This is a genomic window from Paenibacillus sp. sgz302148 (assembly GCF_056120465.1).
The window spans coordinates 207,621-226,556 of record NZ_JBVYOJ010000004.1; the positions used below are offsets into that span (position 1 = coordinate 207,621).

General features: G+C 51.4%; 16 protein-coding genes and 1 other annotated feature. Of the genes, 2 read left to right on the top strand and 14 right to left on the bottom strand.

The window, feature by feature from the left end; all coding sequences use genetic code 11:
* Positions 1 to 19: 19 nt before the first annotated feature.
* From AC0LWM_RS08075 to AC0LWM_RS08095, 5 genes are all read right to left on the bottom strand, one after another.
* The gene (locus tag AC0LWM_RS08075) at positions 20 to 307 is read right to left on the bottom strand and encodes an Fpa/YlaN family protein (RefSeq protein ID WP_474674395.1); all 288 of its coding nucleotides are present in this window, start codon (positions 305 to 307) and stop codon (positions 20 to 22) included.
* Positions 308 to 465: 158 nt separating this feature from the next.
* Positions 466 to 705: an HPr family phosphocarrier protein gene (locus AC0LWM_RS08080; RefSeq protein WP_474674396.1), complete on the bottom strand. Its 240-nt coding sequence runs from the start codon at positions 703 to 705 to the stop codon at positions 466 to 468.
* A gap of 123 nt (positions 706 to 828) precedes the next feature.
* Entirely contained in the window at positions 829 to 1,944 is a 1,116-nt protein-coding gene (locus AC0LWM_RS08085) for an aminopeptidase (protein WP_474674397.1), read from the bottom strand.
* A 74-nt stretch (positions 1,945 to 2,018) separates the two neighbouring features.
* The gene (locus tag AC0LWM_RS08090; RefSeq protein ID WP_474674398.1) at positions 2,019 to 2,831 is read right to left on the bottom strand and encodes a hypothetical protein; all 813 of its coding nucleotides are present in this window, start codon (positions 2,829 to 2,831) and stop codon (positions 2,019 to 2,021) included.
* 176 nt (positions 2,832 to 3,007) lie between these two features.
* Positions 3,008 to 4,969, bottom strand: a complete 1,962-nt coding sequence (locus AC0LWM_RS08095; RefSeq protein ID WP_474674399.1) for a sensor domain-containing diguanylate cyclase — start codon at positions 4,967 to 4,969, stop codon at positions 3,008 to 3,010.
* 416 nt (positions 4,970 to 5,385) lie between these two features.
* On the opposite strand from AC0LWM_RS08095, the gene rpsD reads away from it, so the two are divergent.
* Positions 5,386 to 5,985 carry a 30S ribosomal protein S4 gene (gene rpsD / locus AC0LWM_RS08100; protein WP_474674400.1) on the top strand — a complete coding sequence of 200 codons (600 nt, stop codon included), beginning with the start codon at positions 5,386 to 5,388 and terminating at the stop codon, positions 5,983 to 5,985.
* Positions 5,986 to 6,087: 102 nt separating this feature from the next.
* Here rpsD and tyrS (AC0LWM_RS08105) read toward each other — a convergent pair whose 3' ends face one another.
* Positions 6,088 to 7,341, bottom strand: coding sequence for a tyrosine--tRNA ligase (gene tyrS / locus AC0LWM_RS08105; protein WP_474674401.1), 1,254 nt, complete (start codon positions 7,339 to 7,341; stop codon positions 6,088 to 6,090).
* A gap of 97 nt (positions 7,342 to 7,438) precedes the next feature.
* Positions 7,439 to 8,692 (bottom strand): tyrosine--tRNA ligase, encoded by a 1,254-nt coding sequence (gene tyrS, locus AC0LWM_RS08110; protein ID WP_474674402.1) that lies wholly within the window; start codon positions 8,690 to 8,692, stop codon positions 7,439 to 7,441.
* Positions 8,693 to 8,757: 65 nt separating this feature from the next.
* Positions 8,758 to 9,021: a binding site (T-box leader), on the bottom strand.
* A gap of 107 nt (positions 9,022 to 9,128) precedes the next feature.
* Between tyrS (AC0LWM_RS08110) and AC0LWM_RS08115 the strand changes: the two genes are divergently transcribed.
* Positions 9,129 to 12,257 (top strand): transglycosylase domain-containing protein, encoded by a 3,129-nt coding sequence (locus tag AC0LWM_RS08115; RefSeq protein ID WP_474674403.1) that lies wholly within the window; start codon positions 9,129 to 9,131, stop codon positions 12,255 to 12,257.
* Positions 12,258 to 12,432: 175 nt separating this feature from the next.
* On the opposite strand, the gene AC0LWM_RS08120 is transcribed toward AC0LWM_RS08115, so the two are convergent.
* The 7 genes from AC0LWM_RS08120 to AC0LWM_RS08150 form a co-directional block, all read right to left on the bottom strand.
* Positions 12,433 to 12,675 (bottom strand): hypothetical protein, encoded by a 243-nt coding sequence (locus AC0LWM_RS08120; RefSeq protein ID WP_474674404.1) that lies wholly within the window; start codon positions 12,673 to 12,675, stop codon positions 12,433 to 12,435.
* A 6-nt stretch (positions 12,676 to 12,681) separates the two neighbouring features.
* A complete protein-coding gene (locus AC0LWM_RS08125; protein WP_474674405.1) occupies positions 12,682 to 13,647 on the bottom strand; it encodes a D-alanyl-D-alanine carboxypeptidase family protein in 966 nt (321 codons plus the stop codon).
* Between the two features lie 203 nt (positions 13,648 to 13,850).
* Entirely contained in the window at positions 13,851 to 14,939 is a 1,089-nt protein-coding gene (locus AC0LWM_RS08130) for a sensor histidine kinase (RefSeq protein ID WP_474674406.1), read from the bottom strand.
* The gene (locus tag AC0LWM_RS08135) at positions 14,929 to 15,618 is read right to left on the bottom strand and encodes a response regulator transcription factor (protein ID WP_474674407.1); all 690 of its coding nucleotides are present in this window, start codon (positions 15,616 to 15,618) and stop codon (positions 14,929 to 14,931) included. The genes AC0LWM_RS08130 and AC0LWM_RS08135 overlap by 11 nt, the downstream gene beginning before the upstream one ends.
* Positions 15,619 to 15,729: 111 nt before the next feature.
* Positions 15,730 to 16,569: a PRD domain-containing protein gene (locus tag AC0LWM_RS08140; RefSeq protein WP_474674408.1), complete on the bottom strand. Its 840-nt coding sequence runs from the start codon at positions 16,567 to 16,569 to the stop codon at positions 15,730 to 15,732.
* A gap of 23 nt (positions 16,570 to 16,592) precedes the next feature.
* The gene (locus AC0LWM_RS08145; protein WP_474674409.1) at positions 16,593 to 18,017 is read right to left on the bottom strand and encodes a PTS transporter subunit EIIC; all 1,425 of its coding nucleotides are present in this window, start codon (positions 18,015 to 18,017) and stop codon (positions 16,593 to 16,595) included.
* Between the two features lie 71 nt (positions 18,018 to 18,088).
* Positions 18,089 to 18,934 carry a carbohydrate ABC transporter permease gene (locus AC0LWM_RS08150; RefSeq protein WP_474674410.1) on the bottom strand — a complete coding sequence of 282 codons (846 nt, stop codon included), beginning with the start codon at positions 18,932 to 18,934 and terminating at the stop codon, positions 18,089 to 18,091.
* Positions 18,935 to 18,936 lie beyond the last annotated feature (2 nt).

The window sequence follows — 18,936 nt, forward strand, 5'->3', positions numbered from 1 at the left end:
TGAAGAAGCAAATCTGTGATCAGACACTCTTCTGATCGAGTGCTTCGTAGAGTTGCGCCAAATTCCGTTCCAGCTTGCTGACGAGCAGCTTGCCCTCATGCTCGGTAACCAATCCTGCACGAACGGCAAAGTCAACCTCGCGCGAAAAACCGTACATTTGCGTATCCAGAACTTCCTCATACAAAGGGCATTTCCGGGTTGCGAGATTTTCCATTTGTACTGCAATCAGCTTTTCAATTTTATCGGCATCTTCCTGCAGAAGACTTATCGCTTTTTCGTTCAAGCTCATCAATTCAGATGAAGACATTTGCTTCCCCCCTGTCGTAATCCTCGCCATATCCTTATATGAATTATATTAGACGAAAATCAAAGATTACACAAGAAATTAACGGAAGCCAGGCAATAAAAAAGTATCCGGCGACCGACATTGCCGGACGGGATACCTTGCTTACTCCGCTTGCGCGGTTAGCCGATGACGTTCACTTGCAGGTTATGCTTGGTGAATACTTCGGCGATTGCTTTTTTCGCTTCTTCTGCATCTTCGCCGTTAACGTGCAGATCATAGGAATGTCCGCTGATCAAAGTCGTAAACAAGCCAAGGATGCTTTTCACATCGATATACGTATTTTCGGTGCGCAAAACGATAGAGGATTTAAATTTGTTCGCTGTTTGAGAAATTTCGACAATTGCCGCATTGCTGGACATGAAAACCCCTCCATGATAACAATTTCGGATACGTTTCTATGATACCTTGGATTACCATGCCTGCGCAAGAGAAATCTCACATGAGCGCTCTGACCCAGGAGCAATGCGCATAATGCCGTGAGCTTATTTAAGCCGGTCCGGGTTTAACGCAAGCAGTTCGTCAATGACGAACAGTCCGTCTTTCCTAATCAGCACATCGTCGAAATAAATTTCCCCTCCGCCGTATTCCGGGCGCTGGATCAGCACCAAATCCCAATGCACGGCCGAACGATTGCCGTTATCGCAATCCTCATAAGCGTTGCCTGGCGTAAAATGAAGGCTTCCGGCGATTTTTTCGTCGAACAAAATGTCCTTCATCGGATGCATGATATACGGATTAAAGCCGATGCTGAATTCGCCGATATACCGGGCGCCTTCGTCGGTATCCAATATGTCGTTCAGCCGTTTCGTATCGTTACTCGTCGCTTCGACGATTTTGCCGTTTTCGAACCGGAACGCGATATTTTCGAAGGTTACGCCGGAATAAACGCTAGGCGCATTGTATCGGATCGTGCCGTTCACGGAATCGCGCACCGGAGCCGTGTACACTTCGCCGTCCGGAATGTTGTTTTGCCCGGAGCATTTGATCGCGCCGATATTTCGGATCGAAAACGTCAGATCGGTCCCCGGAGCAACGATCCGGACTTTATCCGTTCGTTTCATCAGTTCCGCAAGCGGATCCATGGCTGCGTCCATTTTGCTATAGTCCAAATTGTACACGTCAAAATAAAAATTTTCGAACGCTTCGGTGCTCATATTGGCCGCCTGGGCCATGGACGCGTTCGGATAACGAAGGACGACCCATTTCGTATGCTTGACGCGCTGCTCCGTATGTACCGGTTTGCGATGCAACATTTCGTACATTCGCATATTTTGCTCGGGAACGTCGGCAAGATCGTTCAGGTTGTCTCCTGCACGGACCGCAATGTATGCATCCATCTTCTTCATCCGGTTCAAATCCAGCTCGGACCATAATTCGATTTGCTCCTTCGTCGCATTCATGAGCAAGGAACGAAGCACGGTACGGTCGTTCAGCTCAACGAACGGACGTCCGCCGCGTTTCGCCACTTCCTCGACCAGGCATTTGGCCAGCTCTCTTTCGGTACCGATCATATCGATCAGGACGTTGTCGCCAGGCTGAACTCTCACCGAATAACCGGTTAAATTTTCAGCTAGCTTTACAAGTCTCGGGTCTCTCATGTCCTATTCGCCTCTCTTTGAAAAAATCATATATGATTTATTGTACCACAAGTACAGAGAAGATTTGACCAATCCTATTCCGGGAGGGTCGAATCGACTTTCCCGTAGTCGCGGAACGTATAATCCATGAGACGGGTTTCTTCACGCCGCTTGCCGTCTCCCTCATAACTTAACAAAGTTTCCGAGTGCAGCTGCAGCGGCAAATAGCTTTTGCGGTCCATTGTCAGGATCATCCGCTCTTCGGCGGCGAGCGATTGTTTGACCTTCTCCCACTTTTGTTCCGACTGCTCAATGATCCGCGCAAGCTCCGCGGTTAGCTTCGCCTGATCGGAGGGGGAGAGCTGCAATTTCGGATTGGCGTTTGCAATTTGCTGCTCCGGGGTAATGCGGCTCAGCTGACGGTCCATCTCTTGTACGATGAAATGCTTGGACTGCTCCTTATCCGGATAAATGTGCAGTACGAGCTTGTCGCCTTGCGAGGCGTCCCGGTCCAGCAATACCGATTTATCCATTCGATTCAACCGTTCCAGCAGCGATACCGGGTTCCAGCCCGACATCTTGTCTTCCGCGCCCTCCGCTTGTGCTCCGCTGGCCATCCACTTCCCCATCTGGCGAGTATAAACGACTCCGGCAGACCGGATATACAGTGTATTATGCGAAACAACGGAGCCCTCAACCTTTTCTTCGTTGTACCGCTGCCCGCCGCCTTTCAGGGCGGTTGACGCCGAAAAAGCAAAATGGTCTTCGCCGGCCATACTGGATACTGCGTAAGACAGCAGCTTGTTCGGATTATTCGGACCGGCCGTCATGCAGCTTTGACATAAGATTAGCAAGATAAGGCAACCCACATATAACAATCGTACTCGTCGACGATACCGCTTGCTCATGTGCGCACTAACCTCCTGAATTCAGCTTATCGACTCTGATTCCATAGTCCCAACCTAACGTGTAGCGTCCCCCTCCCTTGCTTTCTTCATACCCTGGGGTACGACTTGCTCCGTCTTCGACGGCAAATTCGTAATGTACGAAAAAAGACACCTCCCGTATGGGGCAGTGTCTTCCGTCAGCCGATTTTCACTTGGTTCTTGCCTGTATTCTTCGCTTCGTATAGCGCCATGTCGGCACGATAAAACAGCGATTCGACGCTAATTTTGTCATCTTCCCAATTCCATTCCGATACGCCGCACGATACCGTCACCTTCGGATGAGTTTCCTTCTCCACCCGATAGCGAATCCGTTCGGCAACCCGCATCGTTTGTTCCAAGGAGACCTGAGGCAAATATACGGCGAGCTCCTCCCCGCCCCATCGTGCGGCAATATCCGTCTCCCGGATACTTGAACGTACGATGGAACTGACCTTCACCAGGATTTCGTCTCCGACTTGATGGCCGTACGTATCATTGATCCGTTTGAAATTATCGATATCGACGACGATCAGCGAGCCGCAGAAATCTTTTTTCTGCTGGTAATTGATTTGCTCGTTCAAATAATGACGGGCGTACAAGCCCGTCAAATTATCGGTAATGACCATCCGTCGCACTTCGGCGTGTAAGGAGGCGTTTGCTAACGCAAGCCCGATATGAGACGACAGCACTTGCAGCAGCTTGTAGTTGTCGTATGTGAAATAATTCGCTTTCAGGTGCGTTATCAGGATGGTGCCGACTACAGTCCCGTTGTCGATAATCGGCGCTGCCATGAGCGACCTGGAATTGGTTATCCGCATAAGCTTCGATTCGACTTTGTCATACGACCAATAGTCGGAGACAATAATCGGCTCCTTCGTCGCATACATGACACCGCAAAATCCGTAATCGGTCGAAAAGGTGTCGTTCCCCATCATCGGCATGTTGCCTGAAGCGACGACGAATCGGTTAGCCGCCTGATCCAGCTGCAAAATGCAGCAATAATCCGCATTGAAGATTTGCAACAGCTCCGAGGAGGCAAAATGCAAAATATCGTTCAGCTTCAAGCTTTGGTTCAGACGCTTCGTTATTTCGTTAATGAGCCTGAGCTCGTCGATCAGCACATTGGATTGCTCATACAGCCGCGCTTTCTCGAAAGCGGTACCCGCAGCTTCGGCCAGCATGGAAATCATCTTCATGTCCAGCTCTTCGAATTGCTTGTCGTTCACGGTCAGCTGCAGCACGCCGTAAATGCCCTGTTTGCCGACAAGCGGTACCGCAGCCGACAGAGTCGCATCATCGATCCGCTCCGTCATCACTTTCCCTTCAACAAAAGTGCGCGTGCACAAATCTTCTGTTATACTATGAAAAACAAGTGGTTTGACATAGGGATTAGGACTCCGGTTGTCTTGGGAGACGAACAAGGACGCATGTACCGAAGGATACAAGTCCTCGATGCACATCATCATTTCCGTCAACACGGCGTCCACGTCGATTTGGTCATACAGCTTCTGCACCGACCGGAACAGCGTTTTCTGTTGGACCGATTCCTTGCTTATCTGCTCTTGCAGCAGGAGCATGTCCTGAACGAACAACCGCTCGAATAACATATAAAAACAGCTGCGATAATGCTGAGCCGCGGACCGGAGCCATTGCAGCAATGTGCCCTGCTCTCCGGCCGGGCTATCCGCGAATGCGCCGATAACCGCAAATAACCGCTTGCTGTCGCGCGTAAATATCGGAACCGCAAGCGACGTATACTTCCGCAGCGGGAAAGCGTCGTGAAAAACGGCGTCCGTCTCGGACGGCCGTCCCAGGTCCAGAGAAGCCCCGACGGCATTGCTGCCGAAACGGCTTGTTCGCCAGGATTCCGCATGGGACAACATCGCCTCCAACTCGGGAGCGCCTGCCGCGGCACTCGTTCTACGCCACGCGAGCGGCTTGCCGTCCGCGCTGAAAACGGCTAGGTATGCGACATGCGGCATTGCGATTTCTTCCTGCTGTTGAAACCATTCTTCAAAGCTATCTTCCAGCATCGGATGTATATATTCAAAGTCTTCCTCTGTTAGATCGACCCGGTGAAACCATTTCGCATCATCAGCTGCTGCCACCCGTCCGGTCATAATTTGCTCCTTCGCCAGATTAAGCTTCCGTACTCTTGTTGCAATGCGCAACTATACAACCATCATACTATTTTTTGCAAGAAAGTGCACTATTTTTTCCTTTTGTTTTGTAAATTGCGCAAAATAATGTCGAAATGCGCTTATATGTATTTCGCATTCGCGCATTCCTTCCTTCGAATTCGGAACATCTCTTGACAATACGTATGATTTTCTTATAGAATTTATAGTTGAGTGGAAAAAAGGATAGCCGTTTTGGGCGTCACGATTGTGTTCACCCTCACGGATTTTGTTGCTGACAGGACAGCGGCTGAACTTTCCTGTCAGGTTCTTAACCCGAGCTATCCCGGTAAGAGTAAACAAAGTCCGGCACAATACAAGCCCAGCGTCAAATTACAATTTAAAGGAGTCAATCATACATGGCACGTTACACAGGTCCTAAATTTAAATTAAGCCGCCGTCTTGGCATCTCTCTTAGCGGAAACGGCAAAGATTTGAAGCGCCCGTTCCCTCCAGGTCAACACGGCCCGGGACAACGCAAAAAAATGAGCGGCTACGGCGTTCAATTGCAAGAAAAACAAAAGCTTCGCCACATGTACGGTTTGGGCGAGAAGCAATTCCGCAACCTGTTCGACAAAGCTTCCAAAATGGCAGGCATCGTCGGCGAAAACTTCATGGTGCTGCTTGAAAGCCGTTTGGACAACCTTGTTTACCGTCTAGGCCTGTCCAACTCCCGCGCTGGCGCTCGTCAGCTCGTATCGCACGGTCACGTAACGGTTAACGGCAAAAAAGTCGACATCGCTTCGTACCTTGTTAGCACGAACGACGTCATCGGCCTTCGCGAAAGAAGCCGCAACCTTTCCGTCGTGAAAGAAGCTCTGGCTAACCGCGTTCACGTTCCTGCATACCTGGACTTTAACGAAGGCGCAATGGAAGGCAAATTCATCCGTTTGCCTGAACGCGCCGAGCTGCCTAGCGAAATCGATGAAAAACAAATCGTCGAGTTCTACAGCCGATAATCGGGTAAACGATACAGCAAAACCCTTGGACTTTTGTCCAAGGGTTTTAATTTATTACTTATAAAGTTTTACTCATAACGTTCGAGTTCGCTTTAACGCTTGTTACACCAGCTTAATTTTGGCGAATTTCCGTTTTCCTACCTGAATGATATCCCCGGTTTGAGGAGCGATATCGGCATTCGGGTCTTCTTCCTTCCGCTCGTTGATTTTGACGGCCCCCTGCTGAATGCTTCTTCTCGCCTCGCTGTTCGATGTCTGCAACCCAAGTATAATCAGCAGCTTGCTGATCCGGATGCGCCCTTCCTCCAGCTCGTTTGCCGATAATTCAACCTCTTCAATCTCCTCCGGCAGAGCGCGCTGCTGGAAAACCGTAATAAAGTGATTTTGGGCGTCATCGGCCTGTCCGGCTCCATGGTACATGCGAACGAAGGTGTGCGCCAGCTTCATCTTCGCATCCCGCGGATGAACCGAACCGTTGGATAACCCGGCATCCAGCGCTGCGATTTCCTCGTTCGGCAGATCGGTTGCAAGCCTGTAATATTTCAGCATCAGTTCATCCGGCACGGACATCGCTTTGCCGTAAATCTCGTTTGGTTCTTCATCGATCCCGATGTAGTTACCCAAGCTTTTGCTCATTTTGTTCACGCCGTCCAAACCTTCGATGAGCGGCATCATGATCGCCACTTGCGCAGGCATGCCGTATTCCTTCTGCAGCATCCGGCCCATCAGCAGATTAAACTTCTGGTCGGTGCCGCCGAGCTCGACGTCGCTTTTCAGCGCAACGGAATCGTATCCTTGCATGAGCGGGTAAAAAAATTCATGGATGCTGATCGGCAAGCCCGTGCTGTACCGTTTCGTAAAATCATCCCGTTCGAGCATGCGCGCTACCGTCATTTTCGAACCGAGCTTGAGCACTTCCTCAAACGACATGGCTCCAAGCCATTCGGAATTGTAATAAAGCTTCGTCTTCTGCGGGTCAAGCACCTTGTAAATTTGCTTCTGGTACGTCTCCGCATTCCGTTTCACGTCTTCCTCGCTCAGCTGCTTGCGCGTTTCCGACTTTCCGCTTGGATCACCGATTCTTCCCGTAAAATCGCCGATCAACAGCTGCACTTGGTGGCCGAATTGCTGGAACTGGCGCAGCTTATGCAGAACGACCGTATGGCCGACATGAATGTCCGGCGCCGACGGGTCAAGCCCCAACTTGACGTTAAGCGGCGTACCGGTCGCCACCGATTGAATCAATTTTTCTCTGAATGCGTCCTCCGGTACGATTTCCACCGTTCCTCGCGAAAGAACCTCCCATTGCCGGTTCACTTCTTGCTGTTGATCTAGTGTTAATTGCTCCCATTTCATCTTATTCCATCCCCTCTGCCCGAATTTGGCTAGAACAAAGCCCCGGCTCCGCACGGACCGGGGCAGTTTCTGTGATGCTCGATTACGTTAAAACCTTTTAGACGAGCTTTGCCAAATAATAATTTTTTTTGCCGCGGCGAATGACGATGTATTTGCCTTCCAGCCGGTCTTCCGCCTGCAGCGTTTTGTTCAGGTCCGTTATGCGCGTTCCGTTGACCGACACGGCTCCGCTTTCGATGTCCTGCTTCGCCTGCCGCTTGGACGGAGCCGCCTTCACTTCGATGAGCAGGTCAATCAAGCCGATGTCGCCTTGAATTTCCGCCGAAGGCACATCCTTGAACGCTTCCTCGATTTCGCGGCCGGACAGCGCACCTACGTCGCCGCTGAACAGAACCTCCGAAATTTTGATCGCGCTCGCTACCGCATCCGCTCCATGCACGAGCTCCGTCACTTCTTTGGCTAGCACGCGCTGCGCTTCGCGCTTCTCCGGGCTTTCCTTCACCTGCTGCTCCAGCGCTTCGATTTCGTCCGGCGCAAGGAAGGTGAAATATTTCAAAAACTTGACGACGTCGTTATCGTCCGTATTGATCCAGAACTGATAGAACTGGTACGGCGACGTTTTGTTCGCGTCAAGCCATACGGCGCCGCCTTCGGTTTTGCCGAATTTGCTGCCGTCGCTTTTGGTGACGAGCGGCACGGTCATGCCGAAAGCATGGTTGCCGTTCGTCCGGCCGATCAGCTCGAGGCCGGCTGTAATATTGCCCCATTGATCGCTGCCCCCGATTTGCAAGGAGCACCCCGCTCGCTCGTTCAGCATGAGGAAATCGTAAGCCTGCAAAATCATGTACGTAAATTCGGTAAACGAAATCCCTTTGCTCAGCCGGGAATCGACGGAATCCTTAGCCAGCATGTAGTTGACCGAGAAGTTTTTGCCGATGTCACGCAAAAATTCAATGATGTTGATGCTAGAAAGCCAGTCGTAGTTGTTGACGGTGCGAGCCGGATTGTCCTTCGCCTCGAAATCGAGAAATTGGGACAGCTGGGTGCGCAACCGCTCGGTCCATTGCTCCACGACTTCCTTCGGGTTCAGCGTCCGCTCCGACGCCTTGCCGCTCGGGTCGCCGATCAAACCTGTTCCCCCGCCCACCAGCGCGACCGGAATGTGGCCCGCCATCTGAAAACGTTTCAGGCATAATAGCGGCAGCAAGTGGCCGATATGGAGGCTGTCCGCAGTCGGATCAAAGCCGGCGTACAATACGACTCGCTCCTCGCTTAGCTTCTTCTCCAGCCCTTCGCGGTCGGTAAACTGGTAGACCAAACCGCGATACTCTAAATCCTGCAAAATATTCATCCTTGCGACTCCCTTTCTTCATATGACTCCGGTTATGGAAACACAAAAAAACCTTCTGCATCCTCAAAAGGGACGAGAAGGTTAACCCGCGGTACCACCCTTGTTAAAGCGACTAGAACAACACAAATTGTCGTAGCATCTGCCCAAAAACAGAGTACGCCGCTTTCACTTCATGCATTAACGGAACAACCGGACTCGGGCTACTAGCGTATCGTTCACCCGATCAGCTCCAGGCGGTAATTCAAACGGGACAAGTACCGGTTCACACCAACCACCGGCTCTCTTGAAGCTGTGCCTTCCGTTCTACTGCGGCCTTTCAACGCTGTTCGCGATATGAGATTACGTATTTTATAACACAACCGCAAGCGAAAAGTCAAACGATATGGTATAATGAACCTGTTTGTGCCGCAATTATCGTCATATCGGAGGACACGAAATGAATGAAGAACAACCAAACGAGAAAAACGCGCCACCTTCCAAGCAACGCGGAGTTTGGAAAACAATAGGTCTTGTCACCTTAAAAACAATCAAATGGCTATTTATACTTGGCATTATCGTTGGAATTTTCGCCGGAGGCGCCGTCGCCGGCTACGTAGCATCCTTCGTGAAAGACGAGCCGATCCGCACACGGGCCGAGATCGAAGCCAAAATGGCGGAAAACTCAATAACCGGCTTCGTTTATTTCAACGACGGGACGCAGATCGGGCAGCTTCGTACGGAGGAAGACCGCCGGCTCATTCAATGGGAAGAAATTCCCGATCTTGTGAAAAATGCCGTTCTCGCGATCGAGGACAACAATTTCAACGAGCATCCCGGCGTCGACATGAATGCTTTGCTTCGCGCAGTCAAGCAAAAGCTTCTGAACGAAACGGTGCAAACCGGGGGAAGCACGCTGACGCAGCAGCTTGTACGGCGCGTCTTCCTTAATCTGGACAAGACAGACAGCCGGAAGGTCAAGGAAATCTTCCTGTCGCTGCGGCTTGAGCGTTACATGTCGAAGAATCAGATTTTTACCGCATATCTGAACAAGGTTCCGTTCGGCAACGGTTCGACTGGCTACAATTTATATGGCATCAAAGCGGCAGCCAAAGGGATTTTCAACATCGATGATCTCAATAAATTAAATGTCGCGCAAGCCGCCTATTTGGCGGGCTTGCCGCAGCTGCCGTCGCGTTATTCCGCTTTTAACGGCAAAGGCGAATTCGAGGAAAAAGGCTTCAAGCGCGCGCTGGAACGGCAAAGCCTCGTGCTCAAGCGTATGCTGCAGGAGCAAAAAATTACGCAGCAGCAATACGACGAAGCGCTCAAATTCGATATGAAGAGCTCGCTCGCCAAACCGAACAAAAAAGCATACAATACTTATCCTTATCTCATGCTCGAAGCCGAGCGCCAAGCCGCGGAAGTGCTGCTGATGCAGCAGGATCCGAAGCTGACGCCCGCCGACATGCGGAAGAAAGAATACAGCGATGCGATTCAGGACGCGCGGGAGCACCTGCTGCGCGCCGGCTACAAAATCCATACGACGATCGACAAAACGATCTACGATTCGATGCATGCGGTGTCCGGCAATGCGGATAACTTCGCCAAGGACGACAAAGTGAAAGGCGTTGAGCAAACGGCCGCGGTCATGATCGACAACCGGACCGGCGCCATTCTTGGCATGATCGAAGGACGCGACTTCAATATCGAGCAAATGAACTATGCGACGCAAATGCTTCGCCAGCCGGGGTCTGCGATGAAACCGCTCGCCGCGTATTTGCCGGCGCTGGAGAAAGGCCTCGTCCAGCCGGGAACGACCGTGGACGATGCGCCGATCGTACTGAAAGACGGCGGCAAAGGGTTCCATATTCCGAAAAACTCGACGAACGATTACAAAGGTCTCGTCACCGCTCGCGAAGCGTTAAATCGTTCCTTGAACTTGCCGGCGCTGAAGCTGTTCAACTATGATGTCGGCATCGCCGAAGCATGGAGCTTTGTCCGCAAGCTCGGCATCACCTCGATTCAGAAGCAGGACGAATATGCCCAGACCGGCGTCATCGGCGGTTTAAGCTTGGGTACATCGGTCGAGGAATTGACGAACGCGTACTCGACGATTCCGAACAAAGGGGTGTTCAAGGACTCCTACATGATCGATCGGATCGAGGATTCCGAAGGCAAAATTATATACAAGCATGATCAGCAGCCGGAAACGGTATATTCCGAGCAAACGGCTTACCTGATGACCGACATGCTGCGTACCGTTATTGCCGGAACGGGAGGCACGGCCGCGAAGCTGAAATCGCAGTTCAAGCATTACAAGAGCGTGCCGATCGCAGGCAAAACCGGTACGACGCAAAATTACGGCGACGTCTGGTTCGTCGGTTTCACGCCGGATGTGACGCTTGGCGTATGGACGGGTTACGAGAAGCCGGTCAACACGTTGTCGAAACCGAGCCGCGATCATGCCAAGAGCATCTGGGCTCAAGTGATGGACGCGGCGATCGAGAAAAAACCGGAGCTGTTCGCGACGAAAGAGTTCGAGAAGCCGAGCGACATCGTCAGCATGACCGTTTCCAGCGTTTCCGGCAAGCTGCCGAGCGAATTAACGAAACAAACGGGAAGCCTCGTCACCGATATTTTCAATAAAAAATATATTCCGAAAGAGGAAGACGACGCATTGGTGAATGCTAGCTACGTCACCTATAACGGGGTTAACTACATTCCGAACCCATCTACCCCGGCGGACATGGTGAAACAGCAAATCATGATCAAGCGCAAGCGTCCAATTCAGGAAGTTCTCGAGGAGATTAAAGCCGCACAGCAAAAAATGTCGTCGAAGGACATCAAGGCGCTTGAGCGATACATTCCGCCGGACGCCAAGATGGATGCGCCGACGCAAAACGACCCTAGAACCGACGATGGTGCCAAACCGGCGCCGCCTGCTTCGCTCAAGATCGAGCCTGTCGGCAGCGCAGTACGCATCATATTCGGGGCAAGTACCAGCCCGGACGTCGTCGGCTACCGGATGTACCGCTCCGTGAACGGCGGTGCCTATACCAAGGAAAGCGGTTCTGTATTAGCCGGGGATGAGCTCAAGTTCGTGAATTACATTTCGACAACGAACAGCTATAGCTATTACGTTACGGCAGTTGACGTCGCAGGGAACGAATCTGCGCCGTCGGCGTCGATCAGCACGGACGGTACGGGCGGCACCGTTCCGACCGATCCGGGAACGCTCCCTGGCGGAGACGGCCAAACTCCGCCTGCCGGCGAGGGGGGCTCGAATGACGGGCAAGGGAACGGACAAACGATATTGCCTTCGAGCCCGACCCAGCTAAGCGTATCCAGCCGCGATCTCGGCTTAAAACTCGTCTGGAACGCAAATCCGCAAAGCGAGGGCGTAACGAGCTATACCGTCTATTACAGCGATGCGGAAAACGGCGAATACAAAAAAATAGATATCGTGAAAACAAACGCATTCGAGTACATTTCACTAACATTAACCGGCTGGTACCGGGTTACCGCGCTGAACGGCGTCGGCGAGTCCCCGCCTTCGGCAGCCGTCCATTTCCAAGAACAGCAATAGCGAATAAGCCGCGGCAAGCGTACCTAGGTATGCTTGCCGCGGCTTTTGTCTCTACACTTAAAGTTATACGAAGCAAAACAGCCCCCGCACGAGAAACACTGGCGGAGGCTGTTTTTGCTTATATTGCTGTTTTGCTTATATTGCTGTTTTGCGTTTATGCATTATATATGGAAGCCTAGAGGCTGTAATTTAATGAATACCGTATCGCCGTCTTGCGGACGATTTCCAGCTTATCGGGATCAGGCTTGCAGAAGAACGCCGCATCGCGGATCAAATGATCGATGCTGGCTAGCGCCGCTTGCAGCGCCTTGGCCTCGCTTTGAAGCAAATAATAGCAAATTTGATAACAGTGGAGCTCATATCGCTTCAGAACCGCCGCTTTTCGCTCCCATTCCTTTCGAATGCCGCTTGATAACATTCCGTCTTACGCTCCTTTCTTCTCCGCCGTTTCCTGCGACGCGGTCATGGACAATTGATCAAAACCGAGGTCGAAGAGCTTGCGCGAATCGAGCCATACATCCGATTCGGTCGAGTGCAGCACGATGCTGATCAAATTTTTGCCGCCTTTGTTGGCCGAGGCGACGAGACAGTAGCCCGCTTCGTTTGTAAACCCGGTTTTGATACCGTTCGCGCCTTCGTAATAATATTCGTTGCCTTGTTGAAGCAGCTTGTTCCGGTTCCAATAGGTCCATGCCGACTGAACCGTGACGGTACGATGCTTCGGCTGCTTGACGATTTGCCGGAACGCATTGTTGCCCATCGCTTCTCGGGCGATCAATGCCATATCGTAGGCCGTCGTATAATGATCGCGATCATGCAAGCCGTGCGGGTTGACGAAGTGCGAATCGTTCGCGCCGATCTGCCGGGCCCGCTCGTTCATCAACTCGGCAAAATATCGAATGCCGTCCTCTGCCGATAGCTCGTTCCCTTTATCCAAGCGGGCGACGTATATCGCGATCGTTCTAGCGGCATCGTTCCCGGATGGAAGCATCATCGCGGCCAGCAGGTCCCTCAGCCGCAGCGTCTGGCCTTCGATCAGCCCGGCCGAGCTTTCGTCGCTCGTGCGCATGCGGGCTTCGTCGCCCACGGTAATCTTATCGTCGGGATTGCCTTTCTCCAGCGCGATCAATGCCGTCAATATTTTCGTCGTACTGGCGGGATACATCCGCTTGTGTTCATTTTTGTTAATAAGGATTTCACCCGTATCTCGGTCCATCAAGACGGCCGCTTCTCCTTGAATTCCCGCTCCGGGGATCGGTAGCACGGAGTCCGCATATACTTGCTGCCACAACGAAGACAAGCGCAGCTGAAGGCCGTTCCAGTGGGTAACGACCCATATTACGCCAAACAGTCCGCATAACAATACAAGCTGATTCAATCGTTTTTTCATCGCACGGGGCTCCTATCATTCATCGTTCATCACCTATACATCCCATTCTACCCCCCAATATTTAAGTACCGAGTAAGCAATCTTTAAGAATTCATTAAGAACTATTAAAGCTGTCTAAGAATATGCGGATCCGCTCCCTTCATAGGGACTGAAACGAAAAAACCGCTTCGCAAAATGCGAAACGGTTCAACTGGACCAAATGGTTAAACAAGCGGCAATCTGACTTCAAAAACGGTCTCATTCACGTCGCTTGTCACCGAAATGGTGCCGTTATGCAATTCGATGATGCTCTTCGCTATGGCGAGTCCAAGCCCGGTGCCGCCCGTTTCATCCGAACGCGACTTATCGACGCGATACAATCGGTCGAATATAAAAGGCAGATCCATCGCCGGAATCGGCGTGCCGTAATTGACGATTCGGACGACCGCTTCGCGGAGCTCCTTGCGAACCGACACATCGATTCGCTTGCCGATTTTGCCGTATTTGATCGCATTCGACAGCAAGTTTTCGAACACGCGCATGAGCTTGTCCCCATCGCCTCTGACGATAATTTTGTCCTCGGAAAATTTCGTTTCGATCTCCATCTGGACATCCTGCATCTGCACGGAATATTCCACCGACAGCTGGCCGAGCAGCTCGACCAGGTTGATGTCCATCTGCACTAGCTTGACGTCGCCAAGGCTGACCCGTGTAAACTCGAATAAATCTTCTACCATCCGGCCGAGCCTTCTTGATTTCTCATAAGCGACGTTTACGTAGTGCCTCAGCTCGACCTCATCCTTATAGCGATCCTCTTCGATCAAGCGCAAATACCCGATAATGGACGTTAGCGGCGTTCGCAAATCGTGGGAAACGTTCGTAATGAGCTCATTTTTCGTTTGAACGGCGATTCGTTCTTCCATGATGGACGATTTCAGCTGCCGCGACATCCGGTTAATATTTTCGGCGAGATCTCCGATTTCGTCCATCGTGCGCACCGGAATGGCGACATCGAAGCTGCCGCGGGACAACTGCTGCACCGCCTTCGTAATTTGTCCCATGTAAGCGACCGTATTCCAGCTCAGCAGAACGACGTAAATGACGAAACAAACGATGCCGGTAATGGAAAATATGGCGGCCAGGCCGACTTTCTGGTACAAGGTGAAAAACAATGGCCGCAGCTCGGGAAAATACGGCACGATTAATTGATCGACGAGAAGATAAAGAACGATAACGGTACAAATGGACAGGAATAAGCTGAGAAAGAACAGCATGATCACTTTCCAGCGTATACTGAACGGATTAAACCTCAATTTTGTAGCCGACCCCCCACACCGTCTGGATCAGTTTGTATCCCAGCTCCTTCTCCAGCTTGTCGCGCAGGTTGCATATGTGCACCATGACCGTATTGTTCGAGGCAAAATATTTCTCCTTCCAGACCAGCTGGAAGATTTCTTCGGCACCGAACACGCGGCCGGGGTTGTCCGCCAGCAAAAATAAAATATCGAACTCCCGCGACGTCAACGTAATCGCTCGGCCGTCTACCGTCACCGTATGCGCGGTGCGGTTGATCTCGACGGAGTGGATCTTGATCGTCTCGCCCGCCTGCGATTTCGAATCGGCATTGTATTGGAACGAGCGGCGCAGCAGCGACTTCACCCGGGCGATAAGCTCCAGCGGGTTAAACGGCTTGATCAAATAGTCGTCCGCGCCGGTCATGAGCCCAAGCACCTTGTCCATATCCTCCGCCTTGGCGCTTAGCATCAGAATCGGGATCGTCTTCGTCTCCCGAACCTTCCGGCACACTTCCAGCCCATCCACCTCGGGCATCATAATATCCAGCACGATCAGATCCACTTCCGTATCGGACAGCAGTTCAAGCGCTTCCCGGCCGTTCTGACGCTTGATCGTATGGTATCCTTCGTTTTCCAAGTACAGCGAAATGAGGTTAGCGATTTCTTTATCGTCGTCCACGACAAGAATGGTTCTCATAAGCTCCTCCATTCAACGATTAGATTACAATAAATGCAAAAATCCCGACTCCGCTTCATGGTTATGTACGGAAATCGGGAGCTATGGCACAGTGTAATCGATAAAGCCGCGTTAGTCAATCGTGTTGCGCTGCTGCATCCGTTCGAGATGCATCGCCAGAAAGCCGATTTCGTCGTCCGGCACCGGCGCCCGCAGCGAATCTGCCAGTATGATGCCCAGTATGACGGCCCGCTGATACGTTTCGGCATACTCTTCCTGGATCTTGCCCAGAAGCGGATTCACGATCGTTTTTCTTTGTTTGATCCGATCGATCAACGCCTTCAGGTGGCTAATAAACCTTAAGGTAGAAAACGAATTGTCGAACAAATAACCGACCGCTCTTGCTTCCTCTATGATCTTCGACACGAGACGCACCTCGGCGAGCGATTCCGAGCCCTTCGATTTGTTCCTCGACCCGTGAAAATGCATGGCCAGGAATGCAATTTCATCCTCCGGGAGCTTCACGTCGTCCAGATGGCTGTTCAGGAAAGCGACGGCTAGCTCGGCCACTTCGTAATCTTTTTTGTACAAATGCTGGATTTCGAACGCAAACGGGTTGTTGATACAAATTCCCCGCTTGCACCGTTCGATCGCAAAGTTAATATGATCGACAAGCGCGGAATGGATCGTATCGGAAAATTCCCCTTCCAGATGCGCTTGTGCGAAAGCGATCACTTCTTCGACGATGCCGATGATTTTAAAATCGACCGCATTCAAAATCTGCTCGTAATGCTCGAGCACTTCCGAGGTATGCAGCAAAAACTCTTGCGTGATATCCGCCTCGTTAACCGGCATGCCGGTTTTTTTCTGAAAACCGATGCCTTTGCCGAATACAATGGAGTTTTTGCCGGTCGAAAGCTTCGCCATAACGACGTTATGTGATAGCACGTGGATGATTTTTCGTTCGATCATACAACCCCCCGCACCGCGCCGTTTTAGTTCGGCAGCATCTTTTTAATCGATTCCTTGATCAATTCCGAATCGGTCCCGAAGACAACGTGAACGTTGCCTTTGCCGATACGCATCGTGCCTACGGCCCCTAATCTCTTCAGCTCCGCCTCGTTAATAACGGTTTCATCTCGAACAAGCAGCCTAAGGCGCGTGATGCACGCATCGATCGTTACGATATTGGAAGCGCCGCCAATTGACTCTAGAATAAGGCCGGCGCGATCAAGCTCCTTAGGTTTCGGAGCAGCGACAGGCCCGGGGGCCTTGCCCGCTTCCTCTTCGCGCCCCGGCGTTCTTAGCTTCATCGAACGGATCAATCCGTAGAACACAAAATAATATACGGCAAAATAAACCGGACCTAACGCCAGCATCATCCACGGACGTTCCGACCAATGCCATGTGAGCAGCAAATCAAAGAATCCGGCCGAAAAACCGAAGCCCAGCCTCACGTCCAAATAGTACATGAGCGCCATGGACAAGCCGGTTAATACGGCATGGACGACATATAACAACGGAGCCGCGAACATAAAGGCGAATTCGAGCGGTTCCGTAATCCCCGTCAGAAAACTGGTAAGGCCGCCGGACAGCAGCACCGAGAGGATGATCGCTTTGCGATGGGAATAAGCCGTACGGACCATGGCCAGTGCGGCGCCGGGCAATCCGAACATCATGACAGGGTAAAATCCCGTCATGAACATGCCCGCCTGCGGATCTCCGGCATAATAACGCGCCAGATCGCCGTGAACGATTTGCCCGGTCTCCGACGTAAATTCTCCGATCTGCAGCCAAGCGATATTGTTAATGATGTGGTGCAGCCCAGTCGGGATAAGCAGCCTGTTTGTTAGACCATAAATGCCGACCCCAATGCCTCCGGCCGAAACGATCCATAGTCCGAAAGCGCGAATCGCTTCCTGGACGGGAAGCCATATCATTCCCATTATAACACCAAATACTACCATCGTAATAGAGGTAATGATTGGGACGAATCGTCTCCCGCCAAAAAAACCGATCGCCATCGGCAGCTTGATGTCTTTATATTTCTCGTATAAGAAAGCGGTGATCATCCCGCATAATATTCCGCCCAAAACCCCTGTATCCAAATGCTCAATATGACCGTCTGCGGAGAGCGTGTCGAAGTTGTTCAGCACTTTAACGAAAACAAGGTACCCGACGGTTGCGGCGAGCGCAGCTACCCCTTGCCCCGCCGTCAATCCGATCGCGATACCTATGGCAAACATTATCGGCAAATTATCGAATATGGCTCCCCCGCCCGCTTTGCATACGTTTACGATCAGCTGCATAACCGGGTTGTCGGAATGCGCTTCGCCCACTCGCTTCAATATGGAAGCGGCAGGCAAAACGGCGATCGGAATCATGAGAGAGCGACCTATTTTCTGTAAATAGTGCAGCACATTAATGGGACCCACCCGCTTTTATTCAACATTACTTGAATAGTAATCGAAGACCGGACGCACGTAAAGAGTTATTTGACGGCGCCGGCGGTGATGCCTCCTGCGATTTGCCGCTGGAAGATGAAGTAAAAAATCAATACGGGAATCATCGAAATGAGCAGACCCGCAAACAGCGGTCCCCACTCCGTACGGTATTGCATCTCCGCTTGCATGACGGCAATGCCGACAGGAAGCGTATATTGATCGGGATCGTTCGTCAAAACGACCGCCATAATATATTCGTTCCAAATATTGAGTACGTTCGAAATCGAAACGGTTATGAGCCCTGGCTGGGATAAAGGCAGCATGACGCGAAAAAACGTGCCGTAATGCGACGCTCCGTCGATGACGGCCGCTTCTTCAAGGTCTTTGGGCAGCGCCTTGTAGAAGCCGACGAGCACGAAGATGCCAAAAGGCAAAATACTTGCCGTATATACGAAAATCAAACCCCATTTGTTATTGATCAAATTCAGATCGTTCAACAGGAAAAATAACGGGATCAACGCCAGCACAAGCGGAATCATCATCGCCGAGATGTACGTCAGATAAAGGAAGTTGCTCCCCTTGAATTTGTATCTGCCCAGCACGTAAGCGGTTGTCGCCGACAGGATGAGCGCAAGAAACGTACTGCCAATCGTCACGATCAGAGAGTTGACGAAATATTTGCCGAAGTTGTACTTTTGCCAAACGTAAGAGAAATTTTCCCAGAGCAGCGGCGTTTTCGGCAGGTCCCAAGGCATCCCGCGCATAAACTGATCGTTATTCTTGAGCGAGTCGAATATGCTGAACACGATCGGATAAATGACGAGCACCGACCAGATGAGGAGGACCGCCCAAAACAAAATGCGAAGCAGCGGATTGTTTATTTTCTGTTTCATCT